This is a genomic window from Haemophilus sputorum HK 2154, from assembly GCF_000287615.1.
In the GTDB taxonomy this organism is placed as follows: domain Bacteria; phylum Pseudomonadota; class Gammaproteobacteria; order Enterobacterales; family Pasteurellaceae; genus Haemophilus_A; species Haemophilus_A sputorum.
Map to the genome: position 1 here is coordinate 499,471 of NZ_ALJP01000009.1, position 22,630 is coordinate 522,100.

Annotated in this window: 24 protein-coding genes and 1 tRNA gene; 14 read left to right on the plus strand and 11 right to left on the minus strand. The window is 39.3% G+C overall.

Going from position 1 to position 22,630, the window contains the following annotated elements:
- Nucleotides 1–12: 12 nt before the first annotated feature.
- On the plus strand, nt 13–1,203 hold the full coding sequence (gene ispC / locus HMPREF1128_RS04865; RefSeq protein ID WP_007524700.1) for a 1-deoxy-D-xylulose-5-phosphate reductoisomerase: 1,191 nt from the start codon (nt 13–15) through the stop codon (nt 1,201–1,203).
- A 77-nt stretch (nt 1,204–1,280) separates the two neighbouring features.
- On the opposite strand, the gene groL is transcribed toward ispC, so the two are convergent.
- From groL to secM, 5 genes are all read right to left on the minus strand, one after another.
- Nucleotides 1,281–2,921: a chaperonin GroEL gene (gene groL, locus HMPREF1128_RS04870; RefSeq protein ID WP_007524091.1), complete on the minus strand. Its 1,641-nt coding sequence runs from the start codon at nt 2,919–2,921 to the stop codon at nt 1,281–1,283.
- A 105-nt stretch (nt 2,922–3,026) separates the two neighbouring features.
- On the minus strand, nt 3,027–3,317 hold the full coding sequence (locus HMPREF1128_RS04875; RefSeq protein ID WP_007524905.1) for a co-chaperone GroES: 291 nt from the start codon (nt 3,315–3,317) through the stop codon (nt 3,027–3,029).
- 139 nt (nt 3,318–3,456) lie between these two features.
- Nucleotides 3,457–3,855, minus strand: a complete 399-nt coding sequence (gene mutT / locus HMPREF1128_RS04880; protein ID WP_007525079.1) for an 8-oxo-dGTP diphosphatase MutT — start codon at nt 3,853–3,855, stop codon at nt 3,457–3,459.
- Between the two features lie 72 nt (nt 3,856–3,927).
- Complete coding sequence (secA, locus tag HMPREF1128_RS04885) at nt 3,928–6,660, minus strand: preprotein translocase subunit SecA (protein WP_007525503.1); 2,733 nt, start codon at nt 6,658–6,660, stop codon at nt 3,928–3,930.
- A 75-nt stretch (nt 6,661–6,735) separates the two neighbouring features.
- A complete protein-coding gene (gene secM / locus HMPREF1128_RS04890) occupies nt 6,736–7,050 on the minus strand; it encodes a secA translation cis-regulator SecM (RefSeq protein WP_007524398.1) in 315 nt (104 codons plus the stop codon).
- Between the two features lie 104 nt (nt 7,051–7,154).
- Between secM and HMPREF1128_RS04895 the strand changes: the two genes are divergently transcribed.
- Nucleotides 7,155–7,469 carry a DciA family protein gene (locus HMPREF1128_RS04895; RefSeq protein ID WP_007525510.1) on the plus strand — a complete coding sequence of 105 codons (315 nt, stop codon included), beginning with the start codon at nt 7,155–7,157 and terminating at the stop codon, nt 7,467–7,469.
- Nucleotides 7,470–7,480: 11 nt separating this feature from the next.
- Nucleotides 7,481–7,855, plus strand: a complete 375-nt coding sequence (locus tag HMPREF1128_RS04900; RefSeq protein WP_010128383.1) for a copper resistance protein NlpE — start codon at nt 7,481–7,483, stop codon at nt 7,853–7,855.
- A 29-nt stretch (nt 7,856–7,884) separates the two neighbouring features.
- Here HMPREF1128_RS04900 and HMPREF1128_RS04905 read toward each other — a convergent pair whose 3' ends face one another.
- Nucleotides 7,885–8,160, minus strand: coding sequence for a DUF1294 domain-containing protein (locus tag HMPREF1128_RS04905; RefSeq protein WP_007525027.1), 276 nt, complete (start codon nt 8,158–8,160; stop codon nt 7,885–7,887).
- A 77-nt stretch (nt 8,161–8,237) separates the two neighbouring features.
- Nucleotides 8,238–9,275, minus strand: a complete 1,038-nt coding sequence (purM, locus tag HMPREF1128_RS04910; RefSeq protein WP_007525247.1) for a phosphoribosylformylglycinamidine cyclo-ligase — start codon at nt 9,273–9,275, stop codon at nt 8,238–8,240.
- Between the two features lie 224 nt (nt 9,276–9,499).
- Here purM and HMPREF1128_RS04915 point away from each other — a divergent pair, with 224 nt between their 5' ends.
- From HMPREF1128_RS04915 to putP, 6 genes are all read left to right on the plus strand, one after another.
- Nucleotides 9,500–10,567, plus strand: coding sequence for a family 20 glycosylhydrolase (locus HMPREF1128_RS04915; RefSeq protein ID WP_007524753.1), 1,068 nt, complete (start codon nt 9,500–9,502; stop codon nt 10,565–10,567).
- Nucleotides 10,568–10,719: 152 nt separating this feature from the next.
- Entirely contained in the window at nt 10,720–11,385 is a 666-nt protein-coding gene (gene queC, locus HMPREF1128_RS04920) for a 7-cyano-7-deazaguanine synthase QueC (protein ID WP_007525152.1), read from the plus strand.
- On the plus strand, nt 11,378–11,812 hold the full coding sequence (gene queD / locus HMPREF1128_RS04925; RefSeq protein ID WP_007524388.1) for a 6-carboxytetrahydropterin synthase QueD: 435 nt from the start codon (nt 11,378–11,380) through the stop codon (nt 11,810–11,812). Before queC ends, queD begins: the two co-directional genes overlap by 8 nt.
- Nucleotides 11,812–12,441 carry a 7-carboxy-7-deazaguanine synthase QueE gene (locus HMPREF1128_RS04930; protein ID WP_007524606.1) on the plus strand — a complete coding sequence of 210 codons (630 nt, stop codon included), beginning with the start codon at nt 11,812–11,814 and terminating at the stop codon, nt 12,439–12,441. The genes queD and HMPREF1128_RS04930 overlap by 1 nt, the downstream gene beginning before the upstream one ends.
- Before the next feature lie 235 nt (nt 12,442–12,676).
- Complete coding sequence (putA, locus tag HMPREF1128_RS04935) at nt 12,677–16,129, plus strand: bifunctional proline dehydrogenase/L-glutamate gamma-semialdehyde dehydrogenase PutA (RefSeq protein WP_007524964.1); 3,453 nt, start codon at nt 12,677–12,679, stop codon at nt 16,127–16,129.
- A gap of 13 nt (nt 16,130–16,142) precedes the next feature.
- Nucleotides 16,143–17,633 carry a sodium/proline symporter PutP gene (gene putP / locus HMPREF1128_RS04940; protein WP_007524876.1) on the plus strand — a complete coding sequence of 497 codons (1,491 nt, stop codon included), beginning with the start codon at nt 16,143–16,145 and terminating at the stop codon, nt 17,631–17,633.
- Nucleotides 17,634–17,693: 60 nt separating this feature from the next.
- On the opposite strand, the gene HMPREF1128_RS04945 is transcribed toward putP, so the two are convergent.
- The 3 genes from HMPREF1128_RS04945 to HMPREF1128_RS04955 all read right to left on the minus strand — a co-directional run bounded on the left by HMPREF1128_RS04945 (nt 17,694) and on the right by HMPREF1128_RS04955 (nt 18,684).
- Nucleotides 17,694–17,984 carry a YfcZ/YiiS family protein gene (locus tag HMPREF1128_RS04945; protein WP_007525120.1) on the minus strand — a complete coding sequence of 97 codons (291 nt, stop codon included), beginning with the start codon at nt 17,982–17,984 and terminating at the stop codon, nt 17,694–17,696.
- A 217-nt stretch (nt 17,985–18,201) separates the two neighbouring features.
- Nucleotides 18,202–18,291: transfer RNA gene (locus tag HMPREF1128_RS04950), tRNA-Ser, on the minus strand.
- Nucleotides 18,292–18,372: 81 nt separating this feature from the next.
- The gene (locus tag HMPREF1128_RS04955; protein WP_007525253.1) at nt 18,373–18,684 is read right to left on the minus strand and encodes a BolA family protein; all 312 of its coding nucleotides are present in this window, start codon (nt 18,682–18,684) and stop codon (nt 18,373–18,375) included.
- Between the two features lie 84 nt (nt 18,685–18,768).
- Here HMPREF1128_RS04955 and HMPREF1128_RS04960 point away from each other — a divergent pair, with 84 nt between their 5' ends.
- From HMPREF1128_RS04960 to ruvX, 4 genes are all read left to right on the plus strand, one after another.
- The gene (locus HMPREF1128_RS04960; protein WP_007525275.1) at nt 18,769–19,359 is read left to right on the plus strand and encodes a YajG family lipoprotein; all 591 of its coding nucleotides are present in this window, start codon (nt 18,769–18,771) and stop codon (nt 19,357–19,359) included.
- Between the two features lie 169 nt (nt 19,360–19,528).
- Nucleotides 19,529–20,260: a 16S rRNA (uracil(1498)-N(3))-methyltransferase gene (gene rsmE, locus HMPREF1128_RS04965; protein WP_007524366.1), complete on the plus strand. Its 732-nt coding sequence runs from the start codon at nt 19,529–19,531 to the stop codon at nt 20,258–20,260.
- 21 nt (nt 20,261–20,281) lie between these two features.
- Nucleotides 20,282–20,842 carry a YqgE/AlgH family protein gene (locus HMPREF1128_RS04970; protein ID WP_007524731.1) on the plus strand — a complete coding sequence of 187 codons (561 nt, stop codon included), beginning with the start codon at nt 20,282–20,284 and terminating at the stop codon, nt 20,840–20,842.
- 2 nt (nt 20,843–20,844) lie between these two features.
- The gene (ruvX, locus tag HMPREF1128_RS04975; RefSeq protein ID WP_007524059.1) at nt 20,845–21,270 is read left to right on the plus strand and encodes a Holliday junction resolvase RuvX; all 426 of its coding nucleotides are present in this window, start codon (nt 20,845–20,847) and stop codon (nt 21,268–21,270) included.
- A gap of 11 nt (nt 21,271–21,281) precedes the next feature.
- Here ruvX and HMPREF1128_RS04980 read toward each other — a convergent pair whose 3' ends face one another.
- Entirely contained in the window at nt 21,282–21,917 is a 636-nt protein-coding gene (locus HMPREF1128_RS04980; protein ID WP_007524859.1) for a histidine phosphatase family protein, read from the minus strand.
- A gap of 48 nt (nt 21,918–21,965) precedes the next feature.
- Between HMPREF1128_RS04980 and HMPREF1128_RS04985 the strand changes: the two genes are divergently transcribed.
- Nucleotides 21,966–22,625, plus strand: a complete 660-nt coding sequence (locus HMPREF1128_RS04985) for a TIGR01621 family pseudouridine synthase (protein ID WP_007524498.1) — start codon at nt 21,966–21,968, stop codon at nt 22,623–22,625.
- The last annotated feature ends 5 nt before the right edge of the window (nt 22,626–22,630 follow it).

Genomic DNA, 22,630 nt, shown 5'->3' on the forward strand with positions numbered 1-22,630 from the left:
TAAGGAATAAAAATGAAAAAAATTGTCATCTTAGGCTCAACCGGTTCCATTGGAAAAAGCACACTTGCTGTGATTGAACAAAACAAAGCCGATTATGAAATTTTTGCGTTAGTTGGCGGAAAAAATGTGGAAGAAATGGCTGCGCAATGTTTGCTTTTTCAACCTAAATTTGCCGCATTAGATGATGAGTCCGCTGCCGCTGCGCTAAAAGTACAATTAGCCTCTTTTAACATCAAAACAGAAATTGTTGCCGGCAAACAAGCTATTTGCGATTTAAGTGCACATCCTGAAGTGGATATGGTAATGGCCGCTATTGTTGGCGCTGCAGGTTTACTGCCGACCCTCTCAGCGGTAAAAGCAGGAAAAAAAGTATTACTGGCCAATAAAGAATCGTTAGTAACATGCGGTCAGCTTTTTATTGATGAAGCGAAAAAATCTGGCGCACAAATTTTGCCTGTCGATAGTGAACATAACGCCATATTCCAATCACTCCCTGTGGAAGCGCAAAATAAAGTTGGTTTTTGCCCGCTTGCAGAACTCGGTGTCAGCAAAATTATCCTAACTGGTTCTGGTGGGCCATTCCGAACCAAACCTTTAGATGAATTTTCGGCAATTACACCTGCTCAAGCTATTGCGCACCCTAACTGGTCAATGGGTAAAAAAATCTCCGTAGATAGTGCGACCATGATGAATAAAGGTTTGGAATATATTGAAGCACGTTGGTTATTTAATGCATCAGCTGATGAGATGGAAATTATTATTCACCCACAATCGATCATTCATTCAATGGTGCGATATATTGATGGTTCCGTAATCGCACAAATGGGTAATCCAGATATGTGTACACCAATCGCGCACAGCATGGCTTATCCAAATCGTATCAACGCAGGTGTGGCGCCATTAGATTTCTTTAAACTCAAAGAACTCACTTTTATCGAACCTGATTTCGCCCGCTACCCTAATTTAAAATTAGCGATCGATGCTTTTGCTGCCGGACAATATGCAACCACCGCAATGAATGCAGCAAATGAAATCGCAGTTGAAGCTTTCTTAAATGAGCAAATCCGCTTTACTGATATTGCACAAGTTAACCGCCAAGTGGTAGAAAACATTGCGCCGATTCAAATTCGCCAAATCGAAGATGTATTGCATATTGATACATTAGCAAGAGAATTAGCTCAACAAGCGGTCATCAATCTATAATTTTTTACAAATTTTATGGAAAATAGAAAACCCCGATATTTTCAAATATCGGGGTTTCTTTTAAAGGAATGGGGAAATTACATCATTCCGCCCATACCACCCATTCCGCCCATACCGGCAGCTAAGTCTGCTTTTTCTTCTTTTGGCAATTCAGTTACCATACATTCTGTGGTAATCATTAAACCAGCGATAGATGCAGCAAATTGTAATGCAGAGCGAGTCACTTTAGTTGGATCTAAAATACCCATTTCTAACATATCGCCATACTGTTCAGTACCAGCATTATAACCGTAGTTACCTTTGCCTTCTTTCACGTTACGCGCAACTACAGAGGCTTCTTCACCTGCATTGCTAACGATTTGACGTAATGGTGCTTCCATTGCGCGAAGAGCCAATTTGATACCAACATTTTGTTCTTCATTATCGCCTGTTAAGCTTTCTGCAACTTTTGAAGCCGCACGGACTAAAGCCACACCACCACCTGGCACAACACCTTCTTCTACTGCTGCACGAGTTGCGTGAAGTGCATCATCAACACGGTCTTTTTTCTCTTTCATTTCAACTTCAGTTGCAGCACCAACTTTAATAACAGCAACACCGCCCGCTAATTTTGCTACGCGCTCTTGAAGTTTCTCTTTGTCGTAATCTGAGGTTGAATCTTCAATTTGTTGACGAATTTGTGCTACACGCGCTTTGATTTGAGCTTCATCACCAATACCATCAATAATGGTTGTGTTATCTTTGCTGATAACAACACGTTTTGCTTGGCCAAGCTCTTCTAATGTTGCTTTTTCAAGCTCCATACCGATTTCTTCTGAAATCACAGTACCTGCAGTTAAAATTGCAATATCTTGTAACATCGCTTTACGGCGGTCACCAAATCCAGGGGCTTTTACAGCAGCCACTTTTACGATACCACGCATAGTGTTAACCACTAAGGTTGCTAATGCTTCGCCTTCAATATCTTCAGCAATAATCAATAATGGTTTACCTGCTTTTGCAACGCCTTCTAACACAGGTAATAATTCACGAATGTTAGAGATTTTTTTATCTACTAATAGAATATATGGATTTTCTAATTCAACAGTGCCTGCTTCTGGTTTGTTGATGAAATATGGTGATAAATAACCACGGTCAAACTGCATTCCCTCAACTACATCTAAAGCGTCTTCTAAGCCAGTACCATCTTCAACGGTAATCACGCCTTCTTTGCCTACTTTTTCCATCGCTTGCGCAATTAACTGACCAACCGTTGAATCTGAGTTTGCAGAAATAGTCCCAACTTGCTCGATCTCTTTTGAAGTTTCACATGGTTTAGAAATCGCTTTTAACTCTTCAACCACTGCTGCTACCGCTTTATCAATACCGCGTTTTAAATCCATTGGGTTCATACCTGCAGCAACTGCACGTAAACCTTCATTAACGATAGCTTGTGCTAATACTGTTGCAGTCGTTGTACCGTCACCAGCCACATCGTTGGCTTTAGAGGCAACCTCTTTCACCATTTGTGCGCCCATATTCTCAAATTTATCTTCTAATTCGATTTCACGCGCTACAGAAACACCGTCTTTAGTAATTGTTGGTGCGCCGTATGCTTTATCTAATACAACATTACGGCCTTTAGGACCTAAAGTTACTTTTACTGCATCTGCTAATACATTCACGCCTTTTAACATTTTTACGCGTGCATCATTGCCAAATTTTACATCTTTTGCCATGTTCTGTTCCTTTTCATAAGCGGGGCTTCTGCCCACCAGTAAATGATATATTTATTATTTTAAATATCAGAGCAAGCAATAAAGCTCACTCTACGACTAATAAAATTATTCTACGATAGCTAAGATATCGTTTTCAGAAAGAATCAATAACTCTTCGCCATCAATTTTTTCTGATTTTACGCTATAGCCTTCATTAAAAATGACAACATCACCGACTTTTACTGCTAATGGTTGCACATTGCCATTTTCTAAAATACGCCCTGTACCCACAGCAACGACTTGGCCACGGGTTGATTTGGTTGCCGCTGAACCCGTTAATACGATACCACCAGCAGATTTAGTTTCTACTTCTTCACGTTTTAAAATCACTTTATCGTGTAATGGACGAAGACTCATTGTGTATTTTCCTTCTTGTAAAAATGAATAATGATTCATGCAACATGCATAACGCTCCATAATATAGAGCCTTATTTTTTGATTTCAAGAAAAAGCGGTGAGATTTGTAAAACTTTTTACAAATCTCACCGCTTGTTGCTTAAATTTCAGACTTTAATCGCCTAATCAATTGAGCATTAGCAGGCGGAAACTGGCCTTCATCTAGCTCTGATTGTGCATACCAATCCCCCTCTTGCCCTTCTCGCCCATAAGGCTCATTTACCCACTCTTCAACGAGATAGAAGAAAAACTCAATAATTTTGGTGGGATATTCAAAATGAAAATGTTCATAAGGAAAAGCGCTGAGTACTTGAATCCCAATTTCTTCTTCTAACTCTCTTGCTAGTGCCTCTTCAGGTGTTTCACCTGGATCAACCTTGCCACCGGGGAATTCTAATGCCTGCGCAAAATCTTGCCCCTCTAAACGATGAGTAAGATAAACTTGTCCAAATTCATTGCGGATAATCCCAGCAGAGACTTGTACTACGGGCTTATTCATAAATCTTCCTTAAATAGTAACAAGCGGTCAAATTTCGCAAAATTTTGCAAAAATTTGACCGCTTGAAGTTAATTATGCATAGCGAGCCTTGCTGCCATGACAATGTTTGTATTTTTTGCCTGAACCACAAGGACAAGGGTCATTTCGACTAATATTTAAATCAGCTAATTCTTCATCACTTAATGGTTCGCCATCAGTTTGTTCCGCTGCAACATCAGATTGAACATTTGCATTTGCTTCAGCCGCTGCTTCTGCTTGCGCTAAAGCCTCAGCATATTGACGACGTTCTGCTTCTACTTCTTCTTGGCTACGCACTTGAATACGGCTTAATACACTAATCACGTTAGTTTTTAATACATCAAGCATATGGGTAAACATGGCGAAAGATTCTTTCTTATACTCGTTTTTCGGATCTTTTTGTCCATAACTGCGTAAGTGAATCCCTTTGCGTAAATAATCCATTGCAGATAAATGCTCTTTCCAAAGCTCATCTAATGTTTGTAACACGATGCCTTTTTCAAAATTGCGTAAGGTTTCTGCCCCTACAATTTCTTCTTTTGCTTTATAAGCCTCTTTTGCAATGTTTAAGATACGTTCGCGTAAAGTTTCTTCGTGTAAATCTTTTTCGGTTTCTAACCATTCTTTAATAGGAAGCTTCATGCCAAATTCACGATCTAAGCGTACCTCTAGCCCTTCAACATCCCACATTTCTTCAATCGATTGTGGTGGGATATATTGATCGATAACCGAATTAAACACATCTTCTCGAATAGTTTCGATCATTGAAGAAATATCATCAGCTTCTAATAAATGATTACGTTGTTCGTAAATGACTTTACGTTGTTCATTCGCAACATCATCATATTGTAAGAGATTTTTACGACCATCAAAGTTATGTGCTTCTACTTTCGCTTGTGCTGAAGCAATCACTTTAGTCAGTAATTTTGACTCCATCGCCTCGCCTTCTTCAGTAAAGGCTTTGCGCATCATATTCAGTTTGCCTTCATTGAGGTAAATACGCATTAGCGCATCATCTAATGAAAGATAGAAACGAGAAGAACCTGGGTCACCTTGACGGCCTGAACGACCACGTAACTGGTTGTCAATTCGGCGAGATTCATGGCGTTCCGTACCAATAATATGTAAACCGCCAGCCGCCATCACGATATCGTAACGCGCTTTCCAAGCGGCTTTAATCGCTTCAATTTGCTCTTCGGTCGGATTTTCTAATTTTGCTACTTCAGCTTTCCAGTTACCGCCTAAAACAATATCGGTACCACGACCAGCCATATTAGTTGCAATAGTCACTGCACCCGGTAAACCAGCATCAGCAATAATTTCCGCCTCTTGGGCATGGAATTTTGCATTTAATACATTGTGAGCAATGCCAGCTTTTGTTAAAGCTTCCGATAATAATTCAGATTTTTCAACCGACGCAGTGCCGACTAAAACGGGTTGATTACGCGCGATACAATCCTGAATATCTTTAATCACAGCAGCAAATTTTTCGCCTTCGCTCTTAAACATTAAGTCGGTATGGTCTTTACGTAAAACAGGTTTATTGGTTGGGATTACAACAGTGTTTAAACCATAAATTTGTTGGAATTCAAACGCTTCAGTATCCGCAGTACCTGTCATACCCGCTAATTTTTCATATAAACGGAAATAGTTTTGGTAAGTAATAGAGGCAACAGTTTGGTTTTCCCCTTGAATATTCACACCTTCTTTTGCTTCAATCGCTTGGTGTAAACCTTCCGACCAACGGCGGCCAGCCATCGTACGACCAGTATGCTCATCAATGATTACAATTTCGCCATTTTGTACGATGTAATCTACGTTGACTTCAAACAGTTTATGCGCACGTAATGCCGCATAAACATGGTGTAATAATGCAATACGGCTAGCTTGATATAAGCTTTCGCCTTCTTGCATTAAGCCCATTTGAATAAGTAACTCTTCAACCTTAATCATGCCACGCTCAGTTAAGTGCGCTTGTTTGTTTTTAAGATCTAAAGTGTAATCGCCTTCACCAGTATATTCTTCTGAATCTTCTTTTTCTTGGAAGGTTAATTGCGGAATAATTTTATCTACCGCTTGATAAATTTCTGAAGAATCTTCCGCAGGGCCTGAAATAATTAATGGCGTACGCGCCTCGTCGATTAAGATTGAGTCCACCTCATCGACTAATGCGTAATGTAACTCACGTTGGAAACGCTCGTTTTTATCATGTGCTAAGTTATCGCGTAAGTAGTCAAAACCTAACTCGCTATTGGTTGAATAGGTAATATCTGCTGCATATGCTAAACGTTTTTCAGCAGGAGACATTCCAGGTACGTTCACTCCAACACTTAAACCTAAGAATTCAAATAAAGGACGGTTGGTTTCCGCATCACGGCGCGCAAGGTAATCATTGACGGTAACAACGTGAACGCCTTTGCCTGTTAACGCATTTAAGTAACACGGCAATGTTGCAGTTAAGGTTTTACCTTCACCAGTACGCATTTCAGCGATATTACGGTCGGTTAATACCATACCGCCAATTAGCTGAACATCAAAAGGACGCATACCTAATATACGGCGACTTGCCTCACGCACCGTAGCAAAAGCTTCTGGTAATACTGCACTTAATGCTTCGCCATTCGCTAAGCGTTGTCTAAATTCTTCTGTTTTGCCTTGTAATTCAGCATCTGAAAGTTGTTCGAAACTCGGTTCTAATTTATTGATTTTGGCGACCACTTTACGTAAACGTTTTAAAGTACGATCGTTACTTGAACCAAAAATCGAGGTAAATAATTTTGAAAGCATAAAATTTCCTTAAATAAAATTGTTGATGAATAATTCAATCACGCCTCAAAAATGAAGCGAATAAAGTCAATTTAATTAAGAAAATTGAGGACCTGCGCGGATAGGATGGGCATCATTACCATCAAATTGGTAGGAAAATGCAAAAATTTCTGCAAAAACAACCGCTTGTTGCGGCTCGGCTATTTCTAAGGTTGTACGCTCTGCTAAGAATGCCGACTTGGTTTCTTGAATAATCTCTTTAACTTCATCATAATTGAGATGTTGGCTAATTGCCGTACGTTCATTTTCAACATGACTCACCTGAATGCTAGGTAGGCTGAAAATCGCTAAAATTCCTAATAGGAATTGCGATAAAAAAGGTGCCTTTTGAAATTGTTGAAATAAACTCATCTTGTCTGTTTTTATGAAAAAATTGCGCCAATTATACGTTAAATTCAGGCTAATAGCCAAAATATTAAGGTCAAACAGCGTAAAATCAAGTAATGAAGGATAAAATGCTTAAAAATACATCAATAAAAAATATCACTGAGATTTTACAGAACTCAAGTTTAAGCCGAATTGTCCAACGGGCAAACACATTAAATGATCTGAATCAAAAAATTAAAACTTTATTGCCAGAAAAATACCGTGGGCTTTACCGAGTGGCAAATTTAGTTGATAATCAACTCGTTATGGAGGTAAGAAGTGCAACGGTGCGCCAAGGAATGTTGTTAGAATATACCACTTTACTTTGTGCAATCCAGCGTGATTTCCCGCAAGTTCAAACGATTCAGATTAACTTGAACCCGAATTTTAGTCATACGATATAGAGGAAAAGATGATGAAAAAATTAACTGTAATTGGTTTTTCCGCCCTTTTAGGCGCATGTTCATTATTACCACAAAAAAATGTAGCTGGTACTTATCAAGGTGACTTACCTTGTGCTGATTGTGAAAAAATTCAAGCTGAGTTAATCTTAAATGCAGATAGCACTTATCAGTACAACACGGTTTATTTCAAAAAAGGGAAACAATATCCTTTCCAAGATAAAGGCAAATTCGTTCGTGATGCCAATAAACCAAACATTATCCGTTTAGATGAAAAATCTGGCAATCTCACATTCCAAATCAATGAAAATGATGCCGAAATTTGTGGTATCGATGGTCAAGTGGTTAAAAATAGCAACCACAATTACAAGTTAACGAAAACCAAATAATCTTTTCTGCCCCTTCTTTGAAGGGGTTTTTATTTGAATAACCAATACCCACCTAAAGGCAATACAATAAGCCACAATAAAGCGCTCACAACCACCGCCACATGAAATTGCCAATGTTTTGTTTTATGTCGGCAATACTTCATTCCTAAATAGATGCCGATAAATCCACCAACAAAACAGAAAAATAATAAAGACGATTCCGATGTGCGCCATTCGCCGTTAATGGATTTGCGCTTATCATCATACATCGCATACCAACTGAGCAAATTGAGTAACAATAAATAACCTAAAATAAATAATTTCATTTGGTAAATGCTAAATAAAAAAAGACCGCTTGTAGGCTACCACAAGCGGTCATATTTAGACAAATTTTTACCAAGGTTTAGAGAATTTCAACTTGCTCTGTACCATTGCCTAATGCTTCGATTTTACCAATTACCCATGCGCTTTCGCCAGCTTGGGTTAATAATGATACAGCTTTTTTAGCTTCGGCTGCAGGAACAGCAATCACCATTCCTACACCACAGTTAAAGGTACGATACATTTCATAACGGCTAATGTTGCCTTTTTCTTGCAACCAGCTAAAAATGGCTGGCCACGCCCAAGATTTCTCATCAATGACTGCTTTAGTATTTTCTGGAAGTACACGAGGAATATTTTCCCAGAAACCACCACCTGTTAAATGCGCAATGGCATGAACGTCAGTATTTTCTACTAACTCCAACACAGATTTCACATAAATTTTAGTTGGCGCCAATAAATGTTCACTTAAAGGCTTACCTTCAAGTTGATCTACTGCTGGGTTTGCGCCACTCACTTCTAAGACTTTACGAATCAAAGAATAGCCATTTGAATGCGGGCCACTTGAAGCCAACGCAACTAATACATCCCCTACTTTTACGGCGGAACCATCAATAATTTCGGATTTTTCTACCACACCCACGCAGAATCCAGCGAGGTCATAATCGCCTACATGATACATTCCCGGCATTTCAGCAGTTTCACCACCGACTAATGCGCAACCTGAAATGGCACAACCATCTGCAATACCTTTTACCACATCTGCGGCTACATCCACATCTAATTTTCCGGTTGCATAATAATCTAAGAAAAATAATGGCTCTGCACCCTGTACGACCAAATCATTCACACACATCGCCACCAAATCTTGACCGATGGTATCGTGTTTATTTAAATCAATCGCTAAGCGTAATTTAGTACCCACACCATCTGTGCCAGACACTAAAATCGGCTCTTTATATTTTGTAGGTAAAGCACATAACGCACCAAAACCACCTAAACCGCCCATAACTTCTGGACGACGCGTACGTTTTACATCCGCTTTAATACGTTCAACTAATTCATTACCAGCGTGAATATCAACGCCTGCGTCTTTATAGCTAAGTTGTGTGTTGCTCACGATTAACCTCAAATTTATGATTGCTAAAAATAACTTTCCTAATTATAGCATTAAGCAAACGTTTGCGTGAATAGCAAAATGGAAAATCACTTTCATTTACGAAAATCTTTTACTTTTAGAAAACTTTCTTGTTAATCTGCGTGTCTGTCTTCTCACTGACTGAAATTTAAAATTTGATATTTAACATGAAAAAAATTTTTCTCTTTCTCATTATGAGCATTTCAATGTTACTTACCCCTATTTCACTAGCACAAAACTCAACCAAGCAAAGCGGACTAATGTTAGATATTTCCCGCCGTTTTTATTCCGTAGAAACCATTAAACAATTTATTGATGATATCGCCCAAGCTAACGGTACCTTTTTACATCTGCATTTTGCCGATCATGAAAATTATGCGTTAGAAAGCACCTTCTTAAACCAACGCGCAGAAAATGCGATTGTACAAAATGGTATCTATATCAATCCGAAAACGAATAAACCGTTTTTGACTTATGAACAAATTGATCAAATCATTCGTTATGCCCAAGAAAAACAGATAGAACTCATTCCTGAAGTAGATAGTCCTGCACATATCAAAGGCATTTTAACCTTATTACGTTTAGAAAAAGGCGAGGATTACGTTAACCAAATTGCGCTTAATCAAGATGAACTAAACTTAGATTCACCAGAAAGCCTTACGATGATGAAAACCTTAGTCGATGAGGTTTGTTATATTTTTGGATACAGCGCACAACATTTTCATATTGGTGGAGATGAGTTTAACTATGCTTCTAACTTTATTCGTTATGTGAATGCACTCAATCAGCACATTAACCAAAAGGGCTTAATTACCCGTATGTGGAATGATGGATTATTGCAACAAAACATTGATGAATTAGACAAAAACATTGAAATTACTTACTGGAGTTTTGATGGCGATGCGCAAGAAAAAAACGATATTGTGGAACGCCGAGCAACTCGCATTAGCCTCCCCACACTATTGGATAAAGGTTTTAAAGCACTAAATTACAACTCTTATTACCTTTATTTTATTCCGAAAGATAATGGCAACATTGCAACCGATGCTAAATTTGCTCTCAACGATCTCAAGCAAAATTGGCAGCTGCTACGTTGGGACGGAAACTATGAAACCCAGCCAATTCAACAAGCAGAAAACTTAATTGGCGCAGCATTTTCTATTTGGGGCGAACACGCAGGCAAACTCAGTGATGATGTCATTCATCAAGCAACAAGCCCACTAATTCAGGCAACGATTATTCAAACAAACGCCAAGACAACCGGCCCAAATTAGGCTATAATATCACCTCGCAAGCGGTCAGATTTTTAGAGAAATTTGCAAATTTTTCGAAAAATTTGACCGCTTATTTTCTCTTCATTTTCCGTGGTTCGAGACCTTCCCACGGCTAGTCAATATTTGACTAGAAAACAAAACTAAGGATGTTTATGCAACAAAATAAAAAAGCCGTCGTGATTTTTTCAGGCGGCCAAGACTCTACAACTTGTCTATTTCAGGCTATCGAAGAATTCGGCAAAGAAAATGTCGAAGTAGTGACCTTTCAATACGGACAACGCCACGCCATTGAGCTAGAAAAAGCAGCTTGGATTGCGCAAGATCTCGGCGTTAAACAAACACTTATCGACACTTCTGTTATCAAAGCAATTACGACTAACGCACTGATGCAAGATGGTGCAGAAATTAAACAACAAGGCGATACACCAAATACGTTTGTTGATGGTCGCAATGCTCTGTTTTTACTTTACGCAGCTATTTATGCGAAAGGTCAAGGCATTCAAACGATTTTTACTGGCGTATGTGAAACCGATTTCAGCGGCTACCCGGACTGTCGTGATATATTTGTAAAATCAATGAATGTTACCCTTAATTTAGCAATGGATTATAACTTCAATATCCGCACGCCCTTGATGTATTTAACCAAAAAAGAAACCTGGGCATTAGCAGATAAATTAGGCGCATTTGACTACATTCGTACCCATACTCATACTTGTTATTTAGGCGTTGAAGGCGGTTGTCACACTTGCCCAAGCTGCTTATTGCGCGAAAAAGGCCTCAATGAATACTTAGCGGAAAAAGGAATGGCAAATGTTTAAAATTGCAAAAGAATTCAGTTTCGATATGGCGCACATGCTTGATGGGCATGATGGCAAATGTAAAAACCTACACGGACATACTTATAAACTACAAGTTGAAGTCAGCGGAAAATTAGTGGCTGAGGGCGCTAAACGTGGCATGGTTATGGATTACTCTGATTTAAAAACCATTGTTAAACGTGAAATTTTAGACCCAATGGATCATGCCTACATTTACGATCTAAATAGCGAAAAAGAGAGCAAAATCGCCCGCTTGTTAATCGAATTAGACTCAAAAGTCTATGGTATTCCAAGCCGTTCAACCGCTGAAGAAATGACCAAGTATATGTTTGAAAAATTAACGCAAGTTGGCTTGCCTGTAAGCCTTATTCGTTTGTGGGAAACACCAACCTCTTATTGCGAATATACTGCTGATGAGTCGTTGTAATGAGTTTACCTATTTTTACGACAACGCGCTTTCCCATTGTAGAAATTTTTGAAAGCTTACAAGGCGAAGGATTTAATACAGGCATGCCCGCCATTTTCGTCCGGCTAGGCAAATGTAATTTAGCCTGCCCTTGGTGTGATACCAACTATGAAGAATACGAAAAATGGACTGTCGATACCATTCTTCATCAAGTACAAAGTTATCAGGCTAAGCAGGTCATTATTACTGGTGGCGAACCAACGATGTATGCTAATTTAAACATTTTATTAGATGCACTCAAAGCACAAGGTTACTGGCTGGCCATTGAAACAAACGGGTTGAAATCCGTTCCCTCACAAATTGATTACATTGCCACTAGTCCAAAACGAATGTACCAAGAAAAGTATTTGCGTGAATGTATTCCTTTCGCAAATGAAGTTCGCATTGTGGTGGATGGTGATATTTTCGATTTCTGCGAGCAAATTGAGTCACAAATTCAAGCTGAGCATTACTATCTTTCTCCTTGTGAGCAAGATGGCAAAATGAATCTATTAGAAACAATCACTCAATTAGGTCAATTAAATCTTCGTGCTAATAAACCTAAATGGCAATTAAGCCTTCAAACTCATAAGATTATTGGCATTGAGTAATATTTTATTAACATTTTTCTGAGAAGAATCGGTCGATTCTTCTCAAATTTTCCTTTCTATTTTCTTCAAAAACTAAAAAATATCGCTATTTATTCAGTATTTTCGTGAATTTTACATTATTTTCACACAATTCTGTGAAGTGATTCACAAATTCGAGAAAAAAGCATTTACTTTTCCCTCTGTTGATTTTATGTTCATTAACAATCTTGTAACAAAGCAACAAGGGGTGATTACTATGTCCTTCCAACTTTCTAAAACCTACCGTCCTGAACGCCAACTCATTACCGAAAACTATCGCTTAGATGAGAAAACGGCAGTAGATAACTTGCTTAAAACCTTAGATTTTACCCAAGAACAAGAAAAACGCATTACTGACAATGCGATCAAACTTATTAACAAACTTCGCCATCTTAAACAAAAACAATATGGCGCAGATGCCTTAATGCAAGAATTCTCATTAAGCAGTGAAGAAGGTGTCGCACTAATGTGCTTAGCTGAAGCGCTGTTACGTATTCCTGATGCAGAAACCCGCGATGATTTGATTTATGAAAAATTACGTGATGGTAACTGGAAATCTCACATTGGTAACGCTAACTCATTTTTTATCAACGCAGCTAGTTATGGCTTAGTTTTCGGTAAAAAAATTAGTGAAAATTTAGACGAAAAAAGCCTCGCAAATGCGTTAAGCCGTAGCTTTGCTCGCTTCTCTGCCCCGATTATGCGTACGCTCATTGTAAAATCTATGCAAATCTTAGGGAAACAATTCGTAACTGGCGTTACCATGCAAGAAGCGCTAACGAACATTAAGCCTCGTTATGAAAAAGGCTTTACCTTCTCTTTTGATATGCTTGGTGAAGCAGCCATGACCCAAGCAGATGCAGATCGTTATTTTAATGATTATCTCCATGCCATTGAAAGTGTGGGGAAAGATGCTGCAGGTCGCACTATCTATAATGGTAACAGTGTTTCCGTTAAACTTTCTGCTATCCATCCAAAATATTGGCGTGCGAAATATGATCGTGTTATCGACGAGCTTTATCCGCGCGTAAAAGAACTTTTCTTACTCGCCAAAAAATATAACATCAGCGTAAACATTGATGCAGAAGAAGCTAGTCGCTTAGAGCTATCTCTGGATTTAGTAGAAAAATTACTAGATGAGCCAGAACTCAAAGGTTACAAAGGTATTGGCTATGTTGTTCAAGCCTACTCTAAACGTTGCCCATTTGTGTTGGATTACTTAATCAATCTTGCTCGCGAAAAAGACGGTTATTTAATGATTCGTCTTGTAAAAGGAGCTTATTGGGATAGCGAAGTAAAATGGGCGCAAGCGGATGGCTTAGATGGCTTCCCACTTTATACTCGTAAAAATCACACCGATATCTCCTATATTGCCTCTGCGAAAAAATTACTTGCTGCTCAAGATGTGATCTACCCACAATTTGCGACTCATAACGTACAAACTATGTGTACGATCCACGAATTAGGTCAAGGCAAACAATTTGAATTCCAATGCTTACATGGCATGGGTGAAAGCTTATACGACAACATTGTTGGCAAAGAGAATTTTAATCGCCAAGTCCGTGTTTACGCCCCCGTAGGCACGCACGAGACCTTATTAGCTTACTTAGTTCGCCGTTTATTAGAAAACGGGGCAAACTCATCATTTGTTCATCAATTGGTCGATGAAAATATTCCGGTAGAACAATTAGTGATTCCGCCTTGGAAACTCTATGAGAAATCTAATGGTGAACCGAATAAATTAGTACGCAATCCACTTGAGCTATTTAGTGATCGTAGAAACTCTGCAGGTTTTGATTTAAGCAACGAATTTGAGTTAGCTAAATTAGAACAAGCATTAAACGAAGCACCTATCGAAAATGTGCAATCACTCACGGTGCTGGCTAATGCAGAAAACTTAGCTGCGCATACCGTGGTCAATCCAGCTAATCTGAAAGAGAACTTAGCAGAAGTTGCTTTCTTAAACCCAACTGAAGCACAAGCTGTGTTTAACGCGGCAAATAATGAGACATGGGCAGCACAAAGCGCAACTGAACGAGCAAATGTATTGCGAAAAGCCGCCGATTTATATGAAGAAAACTTCGGCTTATTGATGAAACTTGCCATTGTTGAAGCTGGTAAAACATTACCAAATGCCATTGCAGAACTACGAGAAGCGGTCGATTTTCTCAGATATTATGCAAATCAGCTTGAATATCTCGCAAAAGATCAACACTTGGGTGCACCACGCGGAAAAGTTCTCTGTATTTCGCCTTGGAACTTCCCTTTAGCTATCTTTACTGGACAAGTTGCTGCAAGCCTTGCAGCAGGAAATGCGGTAATTGCCAAACCTGCAGAACAAACTTCTCTTATTGCATATGCAGCAGTAAAACTTTTACACCAAGCAGGCGTACCAAAAGAGGCATTACAATTGGTGCTTGGGGCAGGCGATTTAGGGGCGGCATTAGTACAACAAGCTTTTGATGGCGTTGTGTTCACTGGCTCAACTGAAGTTGCAAAATTGATTGAAAAACGAATTGCACAAGCGGATAACGATCCTGTTTTAATTGCTGAAACTGGTGGACAAAACGTATTAGTATCTGACTCCTCTGCATTACCAGAACAAGTTGTTGCAGACGTTTTAAGCTCTGCATTTGACTCTGCTGGTCAGCGCTGTTCTGCGCTACGTATCTTGTTATTACAAGAAGATGTTGCAGATCATTACTATAAAATGATTACAGAAGCGATTAACGAATTTAGCCTTGGCGACCCGCGTTTACTCTCAACGGATATTGGCCCTGTAATTGATCAAGAAGCGAAACAAAATCTAGAAAATCATAAAGCGAATATGCGGAAAGTCGCTCGTGCTTATGTCGAATTAGAGGCACCAACCAATGGTCATTTTGTCGCACCAGCAGTCTATCTTTTAGATAATCTTAACCAATTACAACGTGAAGTGTTTGGCCCTATCTTACACATCGTGCGTTATAAAAAAGAGAACTTGGTTAACGTACTCAATGAAGTTAATGCGAAAGGTTATGCCCTCACTGGCGGTTGTCATAGCCGTATCCGTAAACAAATGGATTTAGTTGAAAAACACCTCCACTGCGGCAACTTCTACATTAACCGTAATATTGTTGGTGCTGTTGTGGGCGTACAACCATTTGGTGGTCATGGTTTATCTGGTACAGGCCCGAAAGCCGGTGGTGAATTCTATTTGCAACGTTTAACAAAAACAGACCGCTACTACAGCCAATTCGGTGACGAAAACACTCTGGGTAATGCACAACCTGTTTTAGACAGTATTACTGGTGAACGCAACTCTTTAGCTTACTTGCCTTCTGAAGTAGCAATTCTAAATGGCGATTTAGCTACATCAGAAAAAGCTGCAAATAAACTATTGGCAAAAGGCTTTACGATTTTAGTTGAGCCAAGTCATCCATTAGCTAAATCTGGTAAAGCGGGCATACGTGTTGATACTAAATTAGGTCACTGCCAAAAAGGTATCTACTTAGCAGAATTAAGTAAAGAACGACGCCAATGGTTAGCTGAAAACAGCTCAGCTATTTTTAAATGCTATGATTGGCAAACTACCCAAGATATTTTACCGTTATACGATGAGTTCTCTCGCAGTTACAACACCACAGCTGCTGGCGGAAACACCTCGTTAATGTCTTCTGAAGAACATTAAAAAGGAGTGATTTATGCAAATCTACATTACCTTTGGGCTCTATTTGCTCGTTATTTTAGGCATTGGATTATATGCCTACCGTTCCACGCAGAATTTTGACGACTATATTCTAGGTGGTCGCAAAATGGGGAGTTTTGTTACTGCCATGTCTGCTGGTGCATCAGATATGTCCGGCTGGTTATTAATGGGATTACCTGGAGCAATTTTTCTCTCTGGTTTATCCGAAGCTTGGATTGTTGTTGGGTTAACTATTGGGGCTTATTTGAACTATCGTGTTGTTGCTGGCCGCTTGCGTATTTTTACTGAAAAATATAGCAACGCCTTAACGTTACCGGAGTTCTTTGCACAACGTTTTCCTCGTCAGAAAAAAGCACTGAAAATTATCTCTTCAGGTATTATCTTGTTCTTCTTTACCATCTATTGTGCCTCTGGAGTAGTGGCTGGTGCAAAATTATTCCAAAGCCTATTAGGCATGGATTACACTACCGCGCTTTGGTTTGGTGCGATTGCGACCATTAGCTACACCTTTATTGGTGGGTACTTAGCAGTTTCTTGGAGTGATACTATTCAAGCTTCATTGATGATTTTTGCTCTAATTCTTGCGCCTGTGATGGTTATTCTCACGATCAGTTGGGATGATCTCAAAATGGCACTTGAAGCAAAATCTGCTGTAACAGGTATTCCTTATAGTAACTGGTTGCACAACGTTTCTGGTATTGGTGTAGTGTCTGCCTTGGCATGGGGTTTAGGCTACTTCGGTCAACCACATATTTTGGCTCGCTTTATGGCTGCAGACTCTGTTGCTTCTTTAAATAAAGCACGCCAAATAGGTATTACTTGGATGATCCTTTGCTTAGGTGGTGCAGTTGCAGTAGGTTATTTTGGACTAGCTTATTTCACTGAAAGAAATTTAGACCTTACGAATGCAGAAGCGGTATTCATTGAATTATCCAAAGCCATGTTTAACCCTTGGATTGTCGGCATCGTATTATCTGCAATTCTTGCTGCAATTATGAGTACCTTATCTGCGCAATTATTGATGTGTTCTGCGGCTATTACCGAAGATTTCTACAAAGGTTTCTTCCGTAAAAATGCCTCTAGCACAGAGTTAGTTTGGGTTGGTCGCTTAATGGTATTACTTATCTCTGTTATTGCGATTATTATTGCCCAAGATCCAAACTCAAAAGTGATGGGATTAGTTTCCTATGCTTGGGCAGGTTTCGGTGCGGCATTTGGACCAGTTGTGATTCTTTCCCTCTTTAACCGTAACATTAGCTCAAAAGCTGCATTATGGGGAATGCTATCTGGTGCTATCACCGTTGTTGCATGGAGCCCACTCATGCGCTATCTTGGCTGGGACGATTTATCTAAACTATATGAAATTATTCCTGGTTTCTTAGTTTGCTCATTTATTACTGTAACATCATCTGTCTTTGCACCTGTTCATCCAAAAGTGCAGCAACAATTTGATGAAGCCCTAGCAGAATTTGAAACAAGACGCTAACTTCATTTAACAAAAAATCGAGGCAGTTTAAACTGCCTCGATTTTTTTATTTTATTCAAATTAAAACGCTCGCGTATTTAATTGGAAAATAACCACTTCAGCTTGGCAACTAAAGGTAAATTTAGCTCTTAATTTTACCCCACCCTCTACGGCTTCGTATTGATGTGAAATCTGGCAGGGTTCACTTTCCGTATCACGCGCTTTTTGCGTTAAAAATGCCAATCCTTCTTCAGCTTCTTGTTGGGTAGCAAAAATTTTCTCTACTACCGCATCACAATCGCTATTATCTAAAATAGTGCCGACATCAAAAGTATTACAACCGACACACTCAATTGGTTTATCATTTTTCATGCGTTTTCTCCTTAAATGAACAATACGCCCACTTTAATACTAAAACTTATTACAAGCAACTTTTGCACAACGCTTTTTTATGCCATTTGTTTTTTATCAAATTTAAGATAAAAAAAAACCTAAACAAAATGTTTAGGGTAACTATATAGTATGTAAAAAGTATTTCTACTTTAACTTAACCAAGGAAATATCTATGAAAACAGTACCTTCTATTAAATGGCGGTGAGAGGGGGATTCGAACCCCCGATACACTTTCGCATATACACGCTTTCCAGGCGTGCTCCTTCAACCACTCGGACATCTCACCGAATCAATAAAAGACGGGGCGTAATATACCCCTATTTACCCTCAGAATCAACTTTTATTTTAGCCGTTAAAATAAATCAGACTACTTTCCAATCCCTAAACAATTCATTGAATTTGGAATGATTTCGCCTCTTTCTTGCCATTCTGCTGGGGTATATAAATGCAAAGCTAAGGCATGCACACCGCCATCTAATTCAGATTGTAAGCATGCATAAACAGCCTGATGACGCGCAACATTACGTTTGCCTTCAAAGACATCACTCACCATCGTTACTTTAAAATGAGATTGACTGCCCCGACCAGAACTATGTAAATGGCTATCGTTTTCAATATTTAGAAAACTTGGCGCAAAATTTGTGGTCAATTTGTGTTGAATACTTTCTGCAACTAACATTTTTTCTCCTGTGAAACGGTAGTATTTCAGTCCAAATCATACTATACTTTTTCAAAATCATTGAAACTAAAAGGATCTTTTATGATGCAATTCAATAAAAAAGCACTATTACTTGCTGGTTTATTCACCGGGGCGTTATTAACCGGCTGCCAAAGCCAATCTAATGTGCTTAATTTCAGCACACCAAGCCCAACCGCAACCTTTAATACACAAAATCAATCGGCTTCAATTAGCGTCATGACGCAAGACTTACGTCCTTCACGCGAAGTGGCAAGCTATACCAAAGGTGGTGAAATTACCCGCTTAACCGCCGTACCTGAAGTGGGCGCGATGTTCCAACAGGCTGTACAGCAAGACTTAAACGCGAAAGGCTTCCAAATTGTTCAAAGTGGTGCAAATGCAAATGTGATTGTGAATGTACGCAAATTCTACGCAACAGTAGAACAAGGCAACATCCTTTATAAAGTTAATGCCGAAGTGAATGTTGAAGTAGCGGTTAAAGGCGCAAAAGGTCACTTTAATAAAAACTTCAATGCGACCCGTGGTTACGAAGGCGCTGCGCTGACTACTGATAATGACGATATTAAATCAGTCTTATCGCAAGCTTATCAAGATGTCGTAAAATCTATCTACAACGACAACGAAATTGCTAACGCAATTCATCAATATAAATAAGCAAAAGCTTTTTTAACAAGCGGTCGAATTTTCCATACTTTTTGCAAAAAAGAAAGAAAATCCGACCGCTTGTTTTTTCAGACTCACTTTCACACCAAATCCCTGTGAAAAATTTATTTCAGCGCCAAATTACATTACAATGATGGCTAAAATGAGGATATAAGAAACCATGAGAATTCCAAGAATTTACCATCCAAGTCCACTTGCAGAGCTGGATAGCTGTCTGTTAAGTGAAGATGCTGTTAACCATGTTGGACGTGTGTTACGAATGAAAGAGGGAGAGCAAATTATCCTATTTGATGGCTCAAACCATATTTTCCACGCATACCTACAAGCGGTCGAAAAAAAACAAATTATTGCAAAAATTGAATCAAGCGAATTAGATGATCGCGAATCGCCTCTTGCGATTCATTTAGGGCAAGTGATTTCGCGGGGTGATCGGATGGAATTTACTATCCAAAAATCTGTAGAACTAGGGGTAAAAACCATTACCCCTCTTTGGTCAGAACGTTGTGGGGTAAAACTTAACGATGAGCGCCAAGATAAAAAGCTACAACAATGGCAAAAAATTGCGATTGCCGCTTGCGAACAATGTGGACGTAACGAAATTCCAGAAATTCGCCCAATGATGAAACTGACCGATTGGTGCAAAGAGCAAGATAATATGCTTAAGTTAAATCTGCACCCTCGGGCAAAATATACTATTCGTCAGTTACCGCATATTCCACCTGAAGGGGTACGTTTACTTATTGGTTCAGAAGGAGGATTATCTGCTGAAGAAATCCAAATGACGGAAAAAGAAGGGTTTACGGAAGTGCTGCTAGGTAAACGAGTTCTACGCACAGAAACCGCTTCACTGGCTGCCATTACCGCATTACAGGTCTGCTTTGGCGATATTTAACCGTATAGGAAACCGGATTTAATGTTAGAAAACTTACAAGGCAAATTTTTAATTGCTACGCCAGAAATGGATGATGACTATTTCGACCGAACCGTTGTCTATATTTGCGAACATAATCAAAATGGCGCAATGGGTGTAGTCATTAACACTCCTACTGATCTTTCTGTTCTGGAATTGCTTACCCGAATGGATTTCCAAATGGCAAATCAGCGGGAATACACTAAAGATCAAATGGTATTAAGCGGTGGCCCGATGAATCAAGACCGCGGTTTTATTATTCATACCAAAACTGCAATGAATTTCTTGCATAGTTATAAGGTTACTGATGAGATTATGTTAACCACTTCAGGCGATATCTTAGATAGCTTTGGCACGCCACTTTCGCCTAAACATTTTATTGTTTGCTTAGGTTGTGCAACCTGGCAAAGCGCGCAGCTTGAACAAGAAATTGGGCAAAATTTCTGGCTTGTTTCAGAAGCAAGCCACCGTATTTTATTTGAAACTGGCTATTTAGATCGTTGGAATGAAGCAAATGAATTACTTGGCATTTCTGGCGTTCTCGCCCCTTCTGCAAGAGCATAAATATGACAAAAACTCTATTAGCCTTTGATTTCGGAACATACAGCATTGGCTGTGCAGTCGGGCAAAGTATTACCGGCACGGCACAAGGACTTCCAGCCTTTAAAGCACAAGATGGTATTCCAAATTGGGCACAAATTGAAAAAGTGATTGCAGAATGGCAACCGGATTTATTAGTGGTTGGCTTACCACTGAATATGGATGGAACTGAACAGCCCTTAACGCAACGAGCCAGAAAATTTGGTAACCGCCTGCAAGGCAGATTTAATCTACCCGTTGCTTTTCAAGATGAACGCCTGACAACTGTTGAAGCCCGCTCAGAAATCTTTTCACGAGGGGGATATAAAGCGCTAAAAAAAGACAAGGTTGATTCTATCTCGGCTTGTTTGATTTTAGAAAGTTGGTTTGAAAATAATGAAAGCGGCGATTAAGCCGCTTTCGTTTATTTATCTAGATGATCAACTTGGTTGAAGACTTTCAAAGTGTTTTTTTCTCCGTCAACCTCAACAATATTGATTGCGGTATTTATCACAAAACTATGCAAATCTTCATTACGCGCTTCATGCCATGGTAAACCTTTAAGCACGGCTGTTAGCACCGTCAATGTCATTCCGTGAGAAACAATCAGGACATTTTCATCTTGCTGATGTTTTTCTGCAATTTCTTTAAAAGCCGCTAAAGCGCGCTGATAAACTTTCTCATAAGTTTCGCCACCATTACTCAGCGCCTGATAGTCTTTTGGCGTACGTTTCATTATCCAATATTCATCATGATCGAATAAATCGACTGATTTCATACCTTCCCAACTGCCGAAATCAAATTCATTTAAACCAGCATGATGAAAATGTGGAATATTTGCCAAATTGTTTTCCGCTAAAATGTAATTGGCGGTATCTTGGGCACGCTTTTGCATACTGGAATAAGCGGCGCTGAATTTAACGTCTTTTAATGCTTGTCCCGTTTTCTTCGCTCCTAAAATACCTTCTTCAACTAATGGAGAATCCCCCGAGCCTTGCAATCTGCCTTCTATATTCCACACGGTTTTTCCGTGACGAATTAAATAAATATTTAGTGCCATTCGCTTTCCTTGTTAGAATAATCAAAATTTGACTCAGTATAGCAAAAAATGACAGAAAATTTGACGATTTGCTTTGAACACCCCGATTTTGTGGTGATTAACAAACCGGCTGGTATTAGCGTGCATAAAGATGAACAAGCGGTCGGATTATCCGAAAAATTAGCAAAACAGCTTGGCGTAGAAAAATTATGGTTGGTTCACAGGCTAGATAAAGTAACTTCGGGCTTACTGATTTTTGCACGTAATCAAACTGCCGCAGTAAATTTTTATCATCTTTTTCATGAACATAAAGTTGAAAAAACCTATTTGGCATTAAGTGATAAAAAACCGAAGAAAAAACAGGGGAAAATTATCGGTGATATGGAAAAATCCCGTGGCGGAAGTTGGAAACTCTGTCCAACGAAAAATCACCCCGCCATTACGCAATTTCATAGCCTTTCGCTTGCACCGAATCTGCGATTATTCATTTTACAACCTAAAACGGGAAAAACACATCAACTGCGAGTTGCGATGAAAAGCCTTAGCAGCCCGATTTTAGGCGATACGCGTTATGCCGGCAGTAGCGCTGATCGAGTTTATTTACATGCTTATCAGCTGGCTTTTGTCTATCAAGGCGAAGATTTTTTAATTCGTGCATGGCCTACAAGCGGTCATTTTTGGGCAAATATTGACGAATCTGCTATTATGGCAATCTCTCAACCTAAATAAATTGA